Raw genomic sequence first — 16091 nt, forward strand, 5'->3', positions numbered from 1 at the left:
GCCCGTGATCACGGACGGAAGCGCAGCACCTGCGGGTCGTGGTCGCTGTTCTGGTCCGCGAACTCCGCGTTGATGTGCACGCTGTCGTACTCGAAGTGGTGCACGCCGGGGCTGGTCAGGATCTGGTCGAGGACCTGGCTGTTGCCCTGGTACACGTACGAGTAGCGCTCGCTGAGCGGCAGCGACTTCACGGCCGGGAACAGCGCGCCGCCGTCGGTCAGCGCCTGTGTGGTGCCGGAGAACTCGAAGTCGTTGATGTCGCCGAGGACCAGGACGTCGGCCTGCTTGTCGAGGGCGATGACGTCCTTGACGAAGGCGTTCACGGCCTGCGCCTGGAGCAGGCGCTTGGTCTCGGAGGAGCGGGTCGGCGGCTGGTGGTGCGAGACGATCGACTCGTCGCCGCCCTTCGAGCCGAAGTGGTTGGCGACCACGAGGACCGTGCGGCCGCGGAAGACGAACTCGCCCGCGAGCGGCTTGCGGCTGTTCTCCCAGGCGGAGTTCGCCGGGTCGATGCGGCCGGGGGAGACGGTCAGGTGGGCGTCGCCCTTGGTACCGGTGACCGCGGTCGCGGTGGTCGCGTTGCCGCCCGGGCGGTCGACGAAGGAGACCCGCTGCGGGTTGAAGAGGAAGACCTGACGGATGTTGCCGCCGGGCTCGCCGCCGTCCTTGTTGTTCTCCGGGTCGATCGAGCGCCACTCGTACGCCGGGCCGCCGGCCGCGACGATCGCCGCCGTGAACTTCTTCAGCGTCTCGCCGGCCGTCACCGTGCCGTCGTTCTTGGCGCCGTTGTCGTCCTGGATCTCCTCCAGGGCGACGATGTCGGGCGAGGCCAGGTTCTCGACGACCGCCTTGGCGAGCGCGTCGAACTTCTCCTGCGGGTCGGACGGGTCGAGGTTCTCCACGTTGTACGTGGCGACCGCGAGCTCGTTCTTGTGCTGCCGGTCCGTCACCTCGCGCTCCAGGCCGAGGCCCACGTGCTCGCCCAGGGTGCGCGCGACCAGGGTGTAGCCGCCGAACTGGTTGAAGTCCAGCGGGCCCTCGGTGGTGCCGGCCAGGTAGTCGCCGACATCGGCCTTCGGGAAGGGCTGCTGGGCGATCGGGGCCAGCTGCTGGATCTGGAGGCGGCCGGTGTTCTGGGAGTCGTACGAGCCGTAGACCGTGCCGCCGCGCGTGTTGTCGTTCTCGAAGGGCTTCACCGTCACCCACAGCTCGGAGTACGGGTCGGTCGCGCCGACCACCCGCGAGGTGCCGATGCGGACGTTGGTGCCCTCCAGGGACTCGTAGTAGTCCAGGGCGTAGGCGTCCGGGTCCAGGGTGAGGCCGTTGATCGAGCCGCCGGCCGCCGGGTCGCCCGCGGGGGCGTACGCGTCCGGCACGGAGCCGGCCCAGACGGTGACAGGGGCCGGGACCGGGTTGCCCTTGGAGAGCACGGTGACGACCGGCTTGGAGAGCTGCGTCAGCGACTGGTTGCCCGAGTTGAGACCGCCCGGGACGTATTCGGTCACCGTGCCGTTGACGCTCAGCCTGTCGCCGACGGCGACGGTCGGGACGGAGCTGGTGAAGACGAAGATGCCCTCACTGGTCGCCGCGTCCGCGTCGGCCTCCGGGTCCTGCATCCAGAAGCCGCGCGAGCCGTAGGTGCGCACGCCGGTGACGATGCCCGTCACACCGGTGACCTGCTTGCCGACCAGCGGCGAGACGCGGGTGGTGCCCTGGATGTCGTGGATCCGGACGGGGGCCGCGGCGGCGGTCGCCTCGTCGGCGGAGGCGGCACCGCCGCCCAGCAGACCGGCGGCGAGAGCGGCGGAGACGACGGCGGCGACGGCGGCCGATCTCGGTATGGAGGAAGACATCAAGAAGCTCCGTGAGGGCTTGGACGAACGATCGAAAGATCTACGCGCGTCAATTTCGTTGCAGAGCGGGCCCCTTGTCAAGGGTCGACGGGTGTACGAAGGCTGACGCCTCCGTGAACCGCCGGACCGCCCCCCGAATGCGTCTACGCTGAAGGGCGCTCGAAGCACCCACCCCGCAGCCCCGCCGAGGAGAACACCCCAGATGGCCACGGACCGCCCGACCCTTCCCCCCGTTCGGCTGCGCGCGGACGCGGAACTCGCGCGGGACGCCCTGGCCGCACCCCTCCTCACCCGTGCCGTACGGCTCGCCCGCTGGGCCGGCCCGGAGACCCGGGTGGGCGCCGGCGGCGAACTCGTCGACGAGCAGCTGCCCGCCGCCGCCGAGGTCCTCGGCCTGACCGGCGACGAGGACGGCGAGGCGTACGCGAGCGAGGCCTGGCGGCTCGCCGTCGACACCGGCCTGGTCGAGGTCGAGGACGGCGCGAGCGAGGACGAGCCCGGCCGCGCCACCGCCGGGGCGAACCTCGCGCTGCTCACCGGCGGCTCGCCCCAGGACGTCCTCGGCATCTGGCTCGACGGCTTCGACGCGGTCTTCTCCGACGCCGCCGCCCCCTACTTCGACGACCTCGACGCGATCGTCGGCGCGGACGGCGAGATCGACTTCGAGGCGCTCGGCTGGGACCCGGAGGGCGAGGCCGAGTTCCTCGAGGGCGTCCTCGGCAACCTCTACCTGCTCACCGTCAGCGAGGGCGGGGCCGGCGAGGGACCCGTGCCGCTGCCCGCGCTCGCCGCGTCGATGGTCGTCCCGGACGACATGCACGAGCCCACCGACGACGTCCTGGAACAGGTCTCGGACGCGATGATGCGGCTCGACGAGCAGTTCCGGATCCTGGAGTCCATCGGTCTCGTCGCCTACAAGCCCGTCGACGAGGCCCTGATGGCCGAGGAGGGCGAGGAGCCCGCGCCGCCCGTCGACGACGAGGACGTCACCCGCTACGGCATGGTCCGGCTCACCCCGCTCGGTCTGTACGGCGTCCGCGCCCGGATGCTGGAGGCCGGTCTCGCCGTCCCCGCCGTCGGCGAACTCGCCGACAAGGGCGCCGACGTGCTCCTCGACGGCATCGCCCGCTACCCGCAGGACGCGGCCCGTGCCGAGACCACCGGCTGGCTCGCCGGACGCGACGCCGCCGGCGCCGCGCGCGAGCTGCTGGCCGCCGCGCGGGGCACCGACCCGGGCGCCCCGCTGCGCCGGCTGCACGCCCAGCAGGCCCTGTCCCTGGTCGGCGCCGAGGCCGAACCGGCCGTACGCGAGGTCCTGGACGACGCCGAGCTGGGCGGCCTCGCCCGGGTCTGGCTCGCCGAGCGCGGCGCGGCCGACGTGCCCGCCCCGCCGGAGTCGATGATCTTCTGGCTGGCCGTCGACACCATCGCCGCCCACCTCGACGCCGACGGGGACCTGGAGGAACTCCAGGACCTCATCGAGGGTCTGACGGGCGGCCACGGCGGTTTCTTCGAGGCGGCCTGGCGGGTCGACCACCCCGCGACGGCGGACGTCCTGGAGGCGATGGGCCGCCTCCACCGTGACAAGCCCTCGGCGAAGGAGGCCCGGAAGGCGGCCTTCAAGGCGAGGTCGCGCCGGGCGTGAACCCGGCCGCGCCGGGGGCACGGGCGCGCGGGGCACGGGCGACGCCCGTGGGGCGCCAGGGCCGCCGAGTGAGGCCCGTCGGGCGAGGCTGGTCGGGCGGGGCTGGTCGGGCGAGGTTGGTCGGGTGGGGCTCGTGGGGCGTCCTGCCCGCCGGGCGGGGGCTCGTGGGACGTCAGGTCTGTCGGGTGAGGCCCGTCGGGCGGGGCTCGTCGGGCGAGGTTGGTCGGGTGGGGCTGGTCGGGTGGGGCTCGTGGGGCGTCCTGCCCGCCGGGCGGGGGCTCGTGGGCGTCCTGCCTGCCGGGCGACGCCCGGCGCGCGCCAGGCCCGCCGGATGAGGTTCGTCGGGCCTCCTGCCCGCCCCCTGGCTCCGTCCGGGCCCCGGCCCCGTGGAACGACCGTCCGCGACGGTCAGGTCCGCAGGTACGACGCCCCGTTCATGTCCAGGACCGTGCCCGAGGCCCATTCGGCCGCGGGGGAGGCCAGCCACAGGACCGCCGCGGCGATCTCCTCGGGGCCGGCCACCCGGCCGAAGGGGCTCTGGGCGCGGATGGCCTCGCCCTCCGGGCCGGTCAGACGCGGCGCGACGCGTTCGGTGGCGAAGAAGCCGGGGGCGACCGAGGCCACCCCGATGCCGTGCGGGGCGAGGGCCACGGCCAGGGACTGGCCGAGCGCGTGCACGGCCGCCTTCGTGGCGCCGTAGGCCGGATGGTCCGGCTCGCCGCGGAAGGCGCCCCGGGAACCGACGTTGACGATCCGGCCGCCCCGGCCCGACTCGATCATCGCGTGGGCCGCCCGGTGGCTCAGGTACGCCGTGCCCAGCAGGTTCACGGAGACATGGCGCTGCCACAGCGCCACCCACTCCTCGTACGGGGTGGTCGCCGGCGGATGCGGCAGGTTGACGGCCGCGTTGTTGACCAGCACGTCGAGGCCGCCGAGCGCCTCGGCCGCCGCGTCCGCGACCCGCGCCGCGTCCGCGGGATCCGAGAGGTCCCCGGAGACCAGGGCGTGGCCGGTGCCGTCGAGGGAGTCCAGGGTCGCGCGGGCCTCCTCGGTTCGGGAGCCGTAATGGACGGCCACGCGGTCTCCGTTGGCCGCGAAGGCCCGGGCCACCGCGCGGCCCAGACCGCGTGACGCACCGCTGACGAGGACGCGCCGTCCGTGGGTCGGCAGGTTCATGGTGAGTCGCCTTTCTGTTTCATCGGCGTTTATACGGGGGCGCGACCGTGTGCCGCGACACCGGGTGACGACAGGAAGAAGACCGTCATGTCCCTCAACCGCAGAGAGTTCGCGAAGCAGTCCGCCGCCGCGGGCGCCGGCCTCGCCCTGACCGGCGCCGTCGGCGCGCTCGCCACCGCGCCGCAGGCACTGGCCGCCGAGGACCACGAGGACGGCCACGACCACGGCCACGGGCACGGCCACCGCCTCGGCTACGGGGACCTGGTCGCCGACCCCGACGGCGTCCTCGCGCTGCCCGAGGGCTTCTCCTACCGCGTCATCACCCACAGCGGCGTCACCCGCCTGGAGACGGGCGAGTTCACGCCCTCGAACCACGACGGCACCGCCACCTTCGCCGGCCCGCGCGGCACCACGTACCTGGTGAACAACCACGAGCTCAAGGGCCCCCGCAAGAACTGGCCCCACCCGGTCCCGCTGACCGAGGGCCTGGTCTACGACCCGGCGGCCTCCGGCGGCTGCACGGTCGTCGAGGTGCACCGTGACGGCACGGTGGCCGAGTGGGTGGGCATCGCGGGCACCTCCACCAACTGCGCGGGCGGCCGAACCCCGTGGGGCACCTGGCTCACCTGCGAGGAGACCGAGGACCTGGCCGGCAAGAACGGCATGACCAAGGACCACGGCTACGTCTTCGAGGTCGACCCGCACGACCGGCGCGCCAACCGGGACCCGAAGCCGGTCAAGGCCTTCGGCCGCTACGCCCACGAGGCCGTCGTCATCGACCCCAGGCGCGGCCACGCCTACCTCACCGAGGACGCCTCCGGCCCCAACGGCCTCTTCTTCCGCTGGGTCCCGCCGACGGGCTTCGAGCACGGCCGCGGGCGGCTGGCCACGCTGGCGGACGACGCCGGTGTGCTCCAGGCCCCCAAGTGCTTCGACTCGGCGGGCCGGTTCGTCGACGACCTCTCCCGCGCGACGAGGATCGGCACCGTCTACGGCGTGGACTGGGTCGACGTGCCCGACCGCGACGCCCGCACCCTCCCGGTCCGCAAGCAGTTCGGCGCGGGCGAGGTCACCCGGGCCCGCAAGCTGGAGGGCATGTGGTGGGCCGACGGCGGCACCTACATCGTCTCCTCGTACGCCCGTGCGGAGAGCCCCGGCACCCCGCACGACGGCCAGGTCTGGTTCTACGACCCGCGCCGCCGGACCCTCACCCTCCAGGTCCTGCTCGGGGTCAACGCCACGCCGGACCGGGACGGCGCCTTCGACGGCCCGGACAACATCACCGTCTCCCCGTACGGCGGGCTGGTCATCGCCGAGGACGGCGAGGGCGTCCAGCACCTCTTCGGCGCGACCGAGAGCGGCCGCACCTACCCGATCGCCCGCAACGACCTGAACGACAGCGAGTTCACCGGCGTGGTCTTCTCGCCCGACGGCGACACGCTGTTCGCCAACATCCAGGACCCGGGCATCATGCTCGCGATCACCGGCCCCTGGCGCCGCCAGCCCCGCCGCTGAAGCCTGGTGCCGTCTACGAGCTGACATCTAACATGTCAGTTCATGGACGCCTTGCGGCCCGTGGGCCGGACCCTGCTCCGTGACCGGGCGTACGAGACGCTGCGCGACGCCATCGTGCGCGGCGACCTCGCGCCCGGTTCCGTGCTCAGGGACACCGAACTGGCCGAACGGCTCGGGCTCTCCCGCGCACCCGTGCGCGAGGCCCTGGCCCGGCTCGGCGACGAAGGCCTCGTCGAGACCAAACCGCAGAGCTACACCCGGGTCACCCGGCTGGTCAGCCGGGTCGTCCGGGACGCCGCATCGGTGGTGCGCGTGATGCACGAACTCGCCGCGCGCACCGCCGTACCGCTGCTCGGCCCCGAGGGGATCCGGGCCATGCGCGAGGCCAACGAGCGCTTCGCCGCGGCCGTGCGCGCGGCGGACGTCGACGCCGCCCTGCGCGCCGACGACGAGCTCCACGACGTCCTCGTCGGAGCGAGCGGCAACCACGCCCTCGCCGCCACCGTCGAGCGGTACACCCCGCTGATCCGCCGCGTCGAGCGCCATCTCTTCGGCGACGCGGGCACCTGTGTCTCCGCCGTGCTGCACACCCGCCTCATCGACGCGTGCGAGGCGGGCGACACGGAGGAGGCAGTGCGGGTGACGACGGAGATATGGCGGGCGCTCGAGGAGCTCGCGGACGAGGCGACGGAGCCCCGGGACCGGGTGACGGAGCTCAGGAACCGGGCGGCCGGGTCCGGGGACCGGGCCATCGAGTCCAGGGACCTGCCGTCCGAGCTCAGGGCCCAGGCGTCCGCGAACTGACCCCACCCACCCCGGGAGCCCGCATGCCGACGATCGCCGACTTCGACCGCTATCCGCTGCTCTTCGGACCCTCGCCCGTCCACCCGCTCCAGCGGCTCACCGCGCACCTCGGCGGCGCCGCCCTGTGGGCCAAGCGCGAGGACTGCAACTCCGGCATCGCGTACGGCGGGAACAAGACCCGCAAGCTGGAGTACCTCGTCGCCGACGCCCTCGCGCGGGGCTGCGACACCCTCGTGTCGATCGGCGGTGTGCAGTCCAACCACACCCGCCAGGTCGCGGCCGTCGCCGCGCACGCCGGCCTCGGCTGCGTGCTGGTGCAGGAGAGCTGGGTCGACTGGCCCGACCCCGGCTACGACAAGGTCGGCAACATCCAGATCAGCCGGCTCGCCGGCGCCGACGTGCGCCTGGTGGAGGCCGGCTTCGGGATCGGCTTCAAGGAGAGCTGGGAGGCGGCGCTGCGGGAGGTCGAGGAGGCCGGAGGGAAGCCGTACGCGATCCCGGCGGGCGCCTCGGACCACCGGCTCGGCGGACTCGGCTTCGCCCGCTGGGCCTACGAGGTGGCCGAGCAGGAGCGGGAGCTCGGGGTCTTCTTCGACACGGTGGTGGTCTGCTCGGTGACCGGCTCCACCCAGGCCGGCATGGTCGCGGGCTTCGCCGCGCTCGCCGAGGCGGGCGACCGGCCCCGGCGGATCATCGGCGTGGACGCCTCGGCGAAGCCCGTACCGACCCATGAGCAGATCACCCGGATCGCCCGGGACACCGCCGCCCTCATCGGTGTGGAGCGTCCGCTGACCGCCGCCGACGTCGAGCTGGACGAGCGCTACCACGCGGGCGTCTACGGCGTCCCGGACGAGGCCACGCTGGACGCGATGCGGCTCGCCGCCCGCACCGAGGGCATGGTCACCGACCCCGTCTACGAGGGGAAGTCGATGGCCGGACTGGTCGACCTGGTGGACCGGGGCGAGATCGGCCGGGACTCGACCGTGCTCTACGCCCACCTCGGCGGCCAGCCGGCCCTCAACGCGTACAGCGGCCTGTTCTAGGCCCTGTCGTCGCACTCCCGTCGTTGCCCGGCGGGGCAGGCCGGCGTTCGACGACAGGGCCTGGCACCCCACCCGGGGCCCGGAGCGGCACCTCGGGCCGGAGCGGGACCTCGGAGCCGCCCGTTCCGGGCCCGGCGGGGGAGGGGAGCTCAGAGGGCCTGGGCCGCGGGCTTCACCATGCCGCGGACGGTCCGTGACTTCACGAACTCGCCCATCGCCGTCATCTCCCACTCGCCGGAGAACTGCTTGATGAGCTTGGCCATCATCACGCCCGTCTGCGGCTCGGCCGTGGTCAGGTCGAAGCGGACCAGCTCCTCGCCGGTGGCGGCGTCGATGAGCCGGCAGTACGCCTTGGCGACCTCGGTGAACTTCTGGCCGGAGAAGGAGTTGACGGTGAAGACCAGGCCGGTGGTGTCGGCGGGCAGCCGGCCCAGGTCGACCACGATGACCTCGTCGTCGCCCGCGCCCTCGCCGGTCAGGTTGTCACCGGAGTGCTTGATGGCGCCGTTGAGGATGGCCAGCTTGCCGAAGTAGCAGCTGTCGATGTGGTTGCGCTGGGGGCCGTAGGCGATGACGGAGGCGTCGAGGTCGATGTCCTTGCCCCGGTAGGCGGGCTCCCAGCCGAGGCCCATCTTGACCTGGGAGAGCAGCGGGCGGCCGCCCTTGACGAGGGAGACGGTCTGGTTCTTCTGGAGGCTCACCCGGCCCTTGTCCAGGTTGATCTTCCCGGTGCCGGCGGGCGGCGCGGGGGGAGCGGCCGGGGCGGCGGGGGCGGCCGGGGCCGCCACCGGGGCGGGCGCGGCCGCGGGGGCGGGCGCCGCGGCCGGCGTCGGCTCCTCGTCCACGCTCACGCCGAAGTCGGTCGCGATCCCGGCGAGCCCGTTCGCGTACCCCTGGCCGACCGCGCGGGCCTTCCACGCGCCGTTGCGGAGGTAGATCTCCATGACCACGAGCGCCGTCTCGGTGCCGAGCCGCGGTGGGGTGAAGGTGGCGAGCACGCCGCCGCTGTCGGCGTCGCGCAGGGTCGCGGTGGGCTCGATGCCCTGGAAGGTCTGTCCCGCGGCGTCGGGGCTCGCGGTCACCACGATCTTCTCGACGCCGGCCGGCACGGCGGTGGTGTCCACCAGGATGGCGTCGGGCGCGGCGCCGCCGCCGGACCGGTAGGTGACACCGGGGCCGGCGGGCTGGTTGTAGAAGATGAAGTCGTCGTCGGAGCGCACCTTGCCGTTGGCGCCGAGCAGCAGGCCCGAGACGTCGAGCCGCACCGGGGCGGCGACGTCCACCGCCACGCGCGCGGCGGTGAGAGGGATGTTCGAGCCGGGGGTCATAGCGGTCATGCCCGGGGTAACGAACAGGGCACCTTTGCCGTTCCCTTACCTTCGCCCGGTTCGGCCACTCCGGTTACGCGGGTGGTCGCGGGCGGTCCGCTCGTTGCCGAACCGGTACGAGCCCGTCCAGCGGGCCATGACCAGCTGCGGGTCCCCGGCGGCGACCTCCGCGAGGAACTTCTCCGCGCGGCCGCCGCGCAAGGTGGCGGCGACGCGGCCGTGGTGGGTGACGACGACCGTTCCGTCGGTGCGCCGGGCCCAGACGAATCCCCGAGGTGGTGGCATGACGGGCATCCTGCCGTTCCCGGTCAGGTCCGTCATATGAATATTCTTTCGGATCGTGGGTGGGAGCTCTTTCCGGACGCGGGACGTGGACGAGGCGCGCGAGGAGATCGACGCGCGCTATTACGCCAACTTCATGGATGTGATCGAGAGGGGGGACCGCCCCTTCGCGGCGCGCTTCGACACCGTCGGTCTCGGGCCGCTGATGATCGGCGACCTGAGCTGCGGCGCGGACGTGCGGATGCGCTTCGGCGAGCTGGGCGCGTTCCACATCAACGCGCCGCTGAGCGGGACCATGGAGCTGCGCCAGGGCGGCGGCGGGGGCCGGCTGCTCGCGACCTCGCGGGAGGCGGTGCTGCTCGACCCCGCCGGGGACACCTTCCTCGACCGCTGGAGCGGGGACTGCCGCACGCTCTCGGTCAAGATCGACGCGGCGGCGCTCCGGGACCGTCTGGAGCAGCTGCTCGGGCGCCCGCCGGGGCGCGGGCTCGCCCTCGGCTCCCGTCTGGACATCACCCGCGGGCCGGGGCTGGGCTGGGTGGGCTTCGCCCGGCAGGTGGCGGCCGGGGCGCTCGCGGGGGACGGCTTCGCCACCCACGAGCTGGTGGCGCGCCCGCTCCAGGAGGCGCTGCTCAACGGGCTGCTCCTGGCGGCCGAGCACCCCTGGCGGGACGAGCTGGCGCACCCGCACGGGCCGGTCAGACCGGCACCGGTCAAGCGGGCGATGGACGCGGTGCGGGCCCGCCCCGAGCACCCGTTCACGAGCACGGAGCTCGCCGGGCTCGCCCGCGTGAGCGTGCGCCGGCTCCAGGAGTCGTTCCGCGAGTACGTGGGCATGTCCCCGATGGCGTACGTGCGCGAGGTGCGTCTGGAGCGGGTCCACGAGGAGCTGCGGGCGGGCGACCCGGACGGGCTGAGCGTGGGGGACGTGGCCTGGCGCTGGGGGTTCACCCACCCGGGCCGGTTCGCGGCGCGGTACCGGGCCCGCTTCGGCGAGTCGCCGTCGCGCACCCTGCGGGGGTGACCCGCGCGGGCCGGGAGTGCGAACTCCCGCTCCGGGCCGGTGGTGTGGACCCGTCGCGTTTTGTGGACAGGCGTCGCGTTCAGCGGCTCGCGGTGATCTTGGCCGAAACGTATCGTCGGGCTTGTCCGCGTGCGTCGTACGTCGCACACGTCGACCCGGGCCCCGGCCGGCACCCCCGCATCGTCCGGCCGGGCCTGTGCTCTTCCCGCGGCTCCGCCCGCGTCCCGGACGGTGGTCAGTGCGGCCAGCGCGGCGGGTCCACGCAGAAGTGCCCGCCCAGGTAGACGTCGTCGGCGCTTCCCGGGGCCGGCAGGCCCTGCTCCGCGATGATCTTCTCGGCGTACACCTCGGAGTCGTCCCTGGGTTCGTAGCCGAGCGCCCGCGCCGTCGTCAGGTCCCACCACTCACGGGTGTTGGCGGAGGAGCCGTGGACGACGGTGTGGCCGACCTCGGGCGCGGTGAGCGCCGCGTGCAGCAGCCGCGCGCAGTCGGCCGGGCTCAGCCACATGGAGAGCATCCGGACCGAGGTGGGCTCGGGGAAGCAGGAGCCGATCCGCACGGAGACCGTCTCGACGCCGTGCCTGTCCCAGTAGAACTGCGCCAGGTCCTCACCGAAGGCCTTGGAGAGTCCGTAGAAGGTGTCGGGGCGGTGCGGTGTGTCGACGGGGACCGGGGGTTCGCCGGGGCGGGGCCGGGTGGTGAAGCCGACGGCGTGGTTGCTGGAGGCGAAGACCACCCGGGGCACGCCCTCCTCGCGCACGGCCTCGTAGAGGTGGTGCAGGCCGGTGATGTTGGCGGCCACGATCCGGTCGAACCCGGCCTCCAGGGAGATCCCGGCGAGGTGGATCACGGCGTCGACGCCCCGCACGGCCTCCCGCAGCGCGTCGCGGTCGGCGAGGTCCGCCAGGATCGCGTCCGGCGCGCCGGGGACGGGGACCACGTCGAGCGGGCGGAGCGCGTAACCGTACGGGGGCAGCAGCTCCCGCATCAGGGTGCCGACGCCGCCGGCGGCGCCGGTGAGCAGGACGGTTCGGGGTGCGGCGTTCAAGGAGGGCATCTCCGTCCGTAGACCGTATTCACACACATGGATGGGGCGTCACGCTAGGTACTGCTCCTGACGGCGTCAAGGACGCGCGCTCCAAAGGGACTTCGCTTCTTGACCGCCCCTTCCGCCCTGCCTTAGCGTGAGGTCGTTCAAGAATATGGACAGCAGTCAGAATCTTGTACGACAGGGAGTGCCCGTGACCACACCCCCGCTCGCCGACCGGCTCGACGGCCTGCTCTTCTTCCCCGTCACCGCCTTCGGCCCGGACGGCGGCCTCGACCTCGACGTCTTCCGCGCCCATGTCCGCGCCGGGATCGACGCCGGCGCGGGCGCCGTCTTCGCCTGCTGCGGCACCGGCGAGTTCCACGCGCTCACCCCCGAGGAGTTCCGCGACTGCGTGGCCGCCGCCGTCGCCGAGTCCGCCGGCCGCGTCCCCGTCCTGGCCGGCGCCGGATACGGCACCGCCCTCGCCGTCCGGTACGCCGGGCTCGCCGAGGAGGCGGGCGCCGACGGGCTGCTCGCCATGCCCCCCTACCTCGTCGTCGCCGACCAGGCCGGCCTGCTGCGCCACTACACCGAACTCGCCGCCGCCACCTCGCTCGACGTCATCGTCTACCAGCGGGACAACGCCGTCCTCACCCCCGAGACCGCCGTCGCCCTCGCCCGCACCCCCGGCGTCATCGGCCTCAAGGACGGCCTCGGGGACCTCGACCTCATGCAGCGGATCGTCAGCGCCGTCCGCTCCGCCGGCCTCGACCTGCTCTACTTCAACGGGCTGCCCACCGCCGAGCTCACCGGACTCGCCTACCGGGGCATCGGCGTCACCCTCTACTCCTCCGCCGTCTTCTGCTTCGCCCCCGACCTCGCCCTCGCCTTCCACCGCGCCCTCACCACCGGCGACGACGCCACCGCGCACCGCCTCATCGACGCGTTCTACCGGCCCCTGGTCGAACTCCGCTCCCGCGGACGGGGATACGCCGTCTCCCTCGTCAAGGCCGCGGTCCGGATGAACGGCCTGGACGTCGGGGAGGTCCGCCCGCCGCTCAGCGAACCGCGCCCCGAGCACCTGAAGGAACTCGCGGCGATCGTCGAACGCGGCCGGGCGGCGCTCGGCGGGGAGACCCGATGAGAGCCGGCGCCTTCCTCTACCCCTGGGACGTCAACGGCGACCCGGCGGCCCCCGACCGGCTCGCCGACCTCGGCCTCGCCCAGGTCACCCTGGCCGCCGCCTATCACTCGACCCGTGCCCTGACGCCCCGGCACCCCCGGCACCGGATCGTCACCGCCGCCCACGCGGCCACCCTCTACCCGCCGGACCCGGCCCGCTGGCGAGGCCGCGCCCTCGCCCCCCGCCCGGCGGGCGACTGGGCGCCCGGCGACGCCCACGCCGAGGCGGCCAAGGCCCTCGCGGACAGCGGCCTCGCCGTGCACAGCTGGGTCGTCCTGGCCCACAACTCCCGGCTCGGCGCGGACCATCCGGAGACCTCCGTGGTCAACGCGTACGGCGACCGCTACCCCTGGGCGCCCTGCGTCGGCCAGGACGCCGTCCGCGCCCTGCTGGTGGACCTCGCCGCCGAGGCGGCGGTCCGGCCGGGGGCGGCCGGCACCGAGCTGGAGTCCTGCGGCTGGTACGGGCTGGCGCATCTGCACGCCCACGACAAGACGGCCGGGGTCCCGCTCGACGACGCGGCCCAGTACCTGATGTCCCTGTGCTTCTGCCCCTCCTGCCGGGAGGGCTACGCCGCGCACGGCGCCGAACCCGGCGCGCTCGCGGCCGCCGTCCGGGCCGCCCTGGAACCGGTCTGGCGGGGCGCGCCGGCCGGCGCCCTGGAGCCCGGACTCGCGGCCGCCGCCCTCACCCGGCGCCTGGCGGCCGCCCGTGCCCTCCAGGAGCAGGCCGTGGCGGCCGTCCGGGCCGCCGCGCCGCCCGGCTTCCGCGTGCTGCTGCACGCCGACCCGGTCCCGTACCGCTGCGGTGCCAACGCCGGCACCGACCCCGCGCACATCCTGTCCGTCGCCGACGGCGTGGTGACCCCGGCCGCCACGGTGGCCCCCTTCGCCGCCCACGCGCACGCCCGGACGGTGCTCGCCGCCAACCTCCCCGTGGTCACCGGCATGGGCGGTTCCCCGCACACCCTGACCGAGGACGCGAAGCGGGCCGCCGCCGAGGGCGCCACGGAACTCCGGCTCTACCACGCGGGTCTGGCCTCGGACGCCGATCTGGCCGCCGTACGGGAGGGCCTCAGGTCGCTTCGCTGAGCCGGGGACGCGCGGCGGCGAGGGCGGCCGCGCCGGCCGCCCCCGCGACGCCGAGCACCGGCAGCAGCACCCGGACGTCCACCACGGCCATCAGACCCGCGCCCAGCGCGAGCGCCACCGCGTTCGGCACGAAGACCAGCGTGTGGGCGGTGCCGGCCGCCCGCCCCACCGCCGTCGCGGGCACCTGCCGCTGCACGGCCGTCATCGTGGCGATCAGCACCCACGGCAGGCCCGCCCCGACGAGCGCGCTCGCCCCCAGGGCCACCGTGTCGTACGGCAGCGCCCTGGCCGCGGCCCCGAGGGCGAACAGGCCGAGCCCGGCCGCCGCGAGCCCCCGCTCCGGCACCCGGCGCAGCAGAGGGCCCGCCGACAGTCCGGCCACCACGGACCCCGCGCCCTGCACCGCGTACAGCACACCGGCGTAGGCGGGGGAGTGCCCGAGGCCCCGGTCCACCACCGCGTAGATCGCGGCCCCGTTGAGCCCCGCGAGGAGCATCGTGAAGCCGCCCGCCAGGACCAGCGGCCGCAGCACCGGCGACTCCCACAGCAGCCGGGCGCCGTCGGCGACCCGGGGGCGCGTACCCGGTACAGGCCGTTCCTCCCGCACCCGGAGCAGCGCGAACACCCCCGCCGCCGCCACGAAGGTGGCCGCGTCGAGCAGCGCGACCGGGCCGCCGCCGTACCGGGCGAAGAGCCCCGCCGCCACGAGCGGGGCGACCAGCTTCACGGCCTCGCCGACGGTCATCCGCAGTCCGTTGAGGTCGCCCAGCCGCTCCTGGTCGAGCGAGCCGGCCGCGAGCGCCGACTCCGCGGCGTCGTGCACCGCGCCCTGCGCCCCGTAGACGACGAGGACGGCGAACAGCAGCCACACCCGGTCCGGCCGGTCCACCAGGAGCAGCAGCGGCAGCAGCGCCGCGAGCGCCAGGTTCGCCGCCACGAGCAGCGGGCGCCGGCGCACCCGGTCGACGAGGGCGCCGAGCACCGGCCCGAGCAGGGCGGGCGCCCACAGGGCGAAGGCGGTGAGGGCGGCCAGACTGTCGGAGCCGGTGAGGGACTTGACCCAGATCCCGGAGACGAGCCACATCGCCGTCGTGCCGAAGCCGGACACGAGCACGGCGGTCAGATAGAGAGATACGCGCATGACCGCAGGCTGGCGTCTGAGGTGGCCCGTCCGGATCGGGTGGATGCCCTAGATCGTGGCCGTGGCGTTCCGTTCGCCGGCGGGCCGGGTCGCGTACGCCACCCGCCGGTGCGCCCGCCACAGCATCAGCCGGGCCGCGAACGGGTGGAAGGGGCGCACCAGCGCGAAGTAGAGCCGTCCGCGCGCGTTGTGGAGTCGTACGGCGCTGGCCAGGGTGACCCCGTCCGCGTCGATCAGGAGGGAGGCGCGGTAGTCCAGGTGGGAGGCGTCCTCGCCGAGCATCAGCTCGCGCTCGGCGGTGCCCTGGACGGCGGCGGGCAGCACGTGCCGCCAGGCCGCCGGGTCGCGGTCCATGCCGGGCTTCAGCGGCATGCGCCAGGCGTCGGTGAAGTCGGGCCGCTCGACGGCGTCGTGCAGCAGGCGGGCGTCGTCGGGGACGGGGACGGCGGTCGGCCGCGCCCAGAAGAGGCGGTTGAGCAGGCGAGCGCGCGGCGTCCGGCGGGTCGGCGGGTGGGGCAGGCGGCCGAGGGCGGCGCGCTCCACGTTGTCGAGGATCTCCTCGACCATCGTGTCGTGGACGACCTGGATCGCCAGCTTCCACACCGCGAACGCCCGTCCGCCCATGTCCAGTTCGAGGACGTGGGACACCTGGCAGCGGTCCGGGCCGAGGGGCTCGACGTCGAAGCGGTGGTAGCCCTCGCCGATGCCGGGGTCGGTGGTGTCGAACCGCACGGACCGGCCCGGCTCGTAGGCGGTGACCCGGTAGCGGACCCGGCCGTGACCGCCGGCGGCGCCGACGGCGAGCGGACGGTCGAGGACCATCTCGGGCCAGACCGGGGTGGGGAAGAGGGGGTCGTCCGGCCCGGCGAGCCGGTCGACGAGGGCGCCGACGGTCTCGGCCGGAGCCTCGACGACTCTCCGGTGGACGTTGCGAACCGTGCGCGTGCGAGCCATGACCGCACCTCCATACGGGAGC

The 16091-nt window shown here is 74.2% G+C and carries 13 protein-coding genes and 1 pseudogene; 7 read left to right on the forward strand and 7 right to left on the reverse strand.

Annotated elements, in window-relative coordinates; all coding sequences use genetic code 11:
* Window positions 1-8 precede the first annotated feature (8 nt).
* Window positions 9-1853, reverse strand: a complete 1845-nt coding sequence (locus ACIGXE_RS05430; protein ID WP_399743341.1) for an endonuclease/exonuclease/phosphatase family protein — start codon at window positions 1851-1853, stop codon at window positions 9-11.
* Between the two features lie 202 nt (window positions 1854-2055).
* On the opposite strand from ACIGXE_RS05430, the gene ACIGXE_RS05435 reads away from it, so the two are divergent.
* Window positions 2056-3498: a hypothetical protein gene (locus tag ACIGXE_RS05435; RefSeq protein ID WP_399743344.1), complete on the forward strand. Its 1443-nt coding sequence runs from the start codon at window positions 2056-2058 to the stop codon at window positions 3496-3498.
* 408 nt (window positions 3499-3906) lie between these two features.
* On the opposite strand, the gene ACIGXE_RS05440 is transcribed toward ACIGXE_RS05435, so the two are convergent.
* Entirely contained in the window at window positions 3907-4674 is a 768-nt protein-coding gene (locus ACIGXE_RS05440; RefSeq protein ID WP_399743347.1) for an SDR family NAD(P)-dependent oxidoreductase, read from the reverse strand.
* Window positions 4675-4761: 87 nt separating this feature from the next.
* Between ACIGXE_RS05440 and ACIGXE_RS05445 the strand changes: the two genes are divergently transcribed.
* The 3 genes and pseudogenes from ACIGXE_RS05445 (at window position 4762) to ACIGXE_RS05455 (ending at window position 8036) form a co-directional block, all read left to right on the forward strand.
* Window positions 4762-6189: an alkaline phosphatase PhoX gene (locus tag ACIGXE_RS05445; protein WP_399743350.1), complete on the forward strand. Its 1428-nt coding sequence runs from the start codon at window positions 4762-4764 to the stop codon at window positions 6187-6189.
* 42 nt (window positions 6190-6231) lie between these two features.
* Window positions 6232-6870, forward strand: a pseudogene (locus tag ACIGXE_RS05450) (GntR family transcriptional regulator); the annotation flags it as partial.
* A gap of 146 nt (window positions 6871-7016) precedes the next feature.
* Complete coding sequence (locus ACIGXE_RS05455; protein ID WP_399743354.1) at window positions 7017-8036, forward strand: 1-aminocyclopropane-1-carboxylate deaminase; 1020 nt, start codon at window positions 7017-7019, stop codon at window positions 8034-8036.
* Window positions 8037-8185: 149 nt separating this feature from the next.
* On the opposite strand, the gene ACIGXE_RS05460 is transcribed toward ACIGXE_RS05455, so the two are convergent.
* Together ACIGXE_RS05460 and ACIGXE_RS05465 are read right to left on the reverse strand one after the other, a co-directional pair.
* Window positions 8186-9373 (reverse strand): TerD family protein, encoded by a 1188-nt coding sequence (locus ACIGXE_RS05460; protein ID WP_399743357.1) that lies wholly within the window; start codon window positions 9371-9373, stop codon window positions 8186-8188.
* 36 nt (window positions 9374-9409) lie between these two features.
* Window positions 9410-9649, reverse strand: a complete 240-nt coding sequence (locus ACIGXE_RS05465; protein WP_399743793.1) for a hypothetical protein — start codon at window positions 9647-9649, stop codon at window positions 9410-9412.
* Between the two features lie 55 nt (window positions 9650-9704).
* Between ACIGXE_RS05465 and ACIGXE_RS05470 the strand changes: the two genes are divergently transcribed.
* Window positions 9705-10670, forward strand: coding sequence for an AraC family transcriptional regulator (locus ACIGXE_RS05470; protein ID WP_399743360.1), 966 nt, complete (start codon window positions 9705-9707; stop codon window positions 10668-10670).
* Window positions 10671-10905: 235 nt separating this feature from the next.
* Here ACIGXE_RS05470 and ACIGXE_RS05475 read toward each other — a convergent pair whose 3' ends face one another.
* Window positions 10906-11718: an NAD-dependent epimerase/dehydratase family protein gene (locus tag ACIGXE_RS05475; protein WP_399743363.1), complete on the reverse strand. Its 813-nt coding sequence runs from the start codon at window positions 11716-11718 to the stop codon at window positions 10906-10908.
* A 193-nt stretch (window positions 11719-11911) separates the two neighbouring features.
* Here ACIGXE_RS05475 and ACIGXE_RS05480 point away from each other — a divergent pair, with 193 nt between their 5' ends.
* Together ACIGXE_RS05480 and ACIGXE_RS05485 are read left to right on the forward strand one after the other, a co-directional pair.
* Window positions 11912-12844 carry a 5-dehydro-4-deoxyglucarate dehydratase gene (locus ACIGXE_RS05480; protein ID WP_399743366.1) on the forward strand — a complete coding sequence of 311 codons (933 nt, stop codon included), beginning with the start codon at window positions 11912-11914 and terminating at the stop codon, window positions 12842-12844.
* Window positions 12841-13974, forward strand: coding sequence for a hypothetical protein (locus ACIGXE_RS05485; protein ID WP_399743369.1), 1134 nt, complete (start codon window positions 12841-12843; stop codon window positions 13972-13974). Before ACIGXE_RS05480 ends, ACIGXE_RS05485 begins: the two co-directional genes overlap by 4 nt.
* On the opposite strand, the gene ACIGXE_RS05490 is transcribed toward ACIGXE_RS05485, so the two are convergent.
* Together ACIGXE_RS05490 and ACIGXE_RS05495 are read right to left on the reverse strand one after the other, a co-directional pair.
* Window positions 13958-15115, reverse strand: coding sequence for an MFS transporter (locus ACIGXE_RS05490; RefSeq protein WP_399743372.1), 1158 nt, complete (start codon window positions 15113-15115; stop codon window positions 13958-13960). The two genes, ACIGXE_RS05485 and ACIGXE_RS05490, sit on opposite strands and share 17 nt — an antisense overlap.
* Window positions 15116-15163: 48 nt before the next feature.
* A complete protein-coding gene (locus ACIGXE_RS05495; RefSeq protein WP_399743375.1) occupies window positions 15164-16069 on the reverse strand; it encodes a DUF2867 domain-containing protein in 906 nt (301 codons plus the stop codon).
* Window positions 16070-16091 lie beyond the last annotated feature (22 nt).

The organism is Streptomyces sp. NPDC053431 (genome assembly GCF_044544925.1).
Lineage (GTDB): Bacteria > Actinomycetota > Actinomycetes > Streptomycetales > Streptomycetaceae > Streptomyces.

Coding starts and splice junctions, on each gene's coding strand:
- ACIGXE_RS05460 (WP_399743357.1), bottom strand. CDS start 9,373: ATGACCGCTATGACCCCCGGCTCGAACATCCCTCTCACCGCCGCGCGC.
- ACIGXE_RS05445 (WP_399743350.1), top strand. CDS start 4,762: ATGTCCCTCAACCGCAGAGAGTTCGCGAAGCAGTCCGCCGCCGCGGGC.
- ACIGXE_RS05485 (WP_399743369.1), top strand. CDS start 12,841: ATGAGAGCCGGCGCCTTCCTCTACCCCTGGGACGTCAACGGCGACCCG.
- ACIGXE_RS05455 (WP_399743354.1), top strand. CDS start 7,017: ATGCCGACGATCGCCGACTTCGACCGCTATCCGCTGCTCTTCGGACCC.
- ACIGXE_RS05465 (WP_399743793.1), bottom strand. CDS start 9,649: ATGCCACCACCTCGGGGATTCGTCTGGGCCCGGCGCACCGACGGAACG.
- ACIGXE_RS05435 (WP_399743344.1), top strand. CDS start 2,056: ATGGCCACGGACCGCCCGACCCTTCCCCCCGTTCGGCTGCGCGCGGAC.
- ACIGXE_RS05440 (WP_399743347.1), bottom strand. CDS start 4,674: ATGAACCTGCCGACCCACGGACGGCGCGTCCTCGTCAGCGGTGCGTCA.
- ACIGXE_RS05430 (WP_399743341.1), bottom strand. CDS start 1,853: ATGTCTTCCTCCATACCGAGATCGGCCGCCGTCGCCGCCGTCGTCTCC.
- ACIGXE_RS05495 (WP_399743375.1), bottom strand. CDS start 16,069: ATGGCTCGCACGCGCACGGTTCGCAACGTCCACCGGAGAGTCGTCGAG.
- ACIGXE_RS05490 (WP_399743372.1), bottom strand. CDS start 15,115: ATGCGCGTATCTCTCTATCTGACCGCCGTGCTCGTGTCCGGCTTCGGC.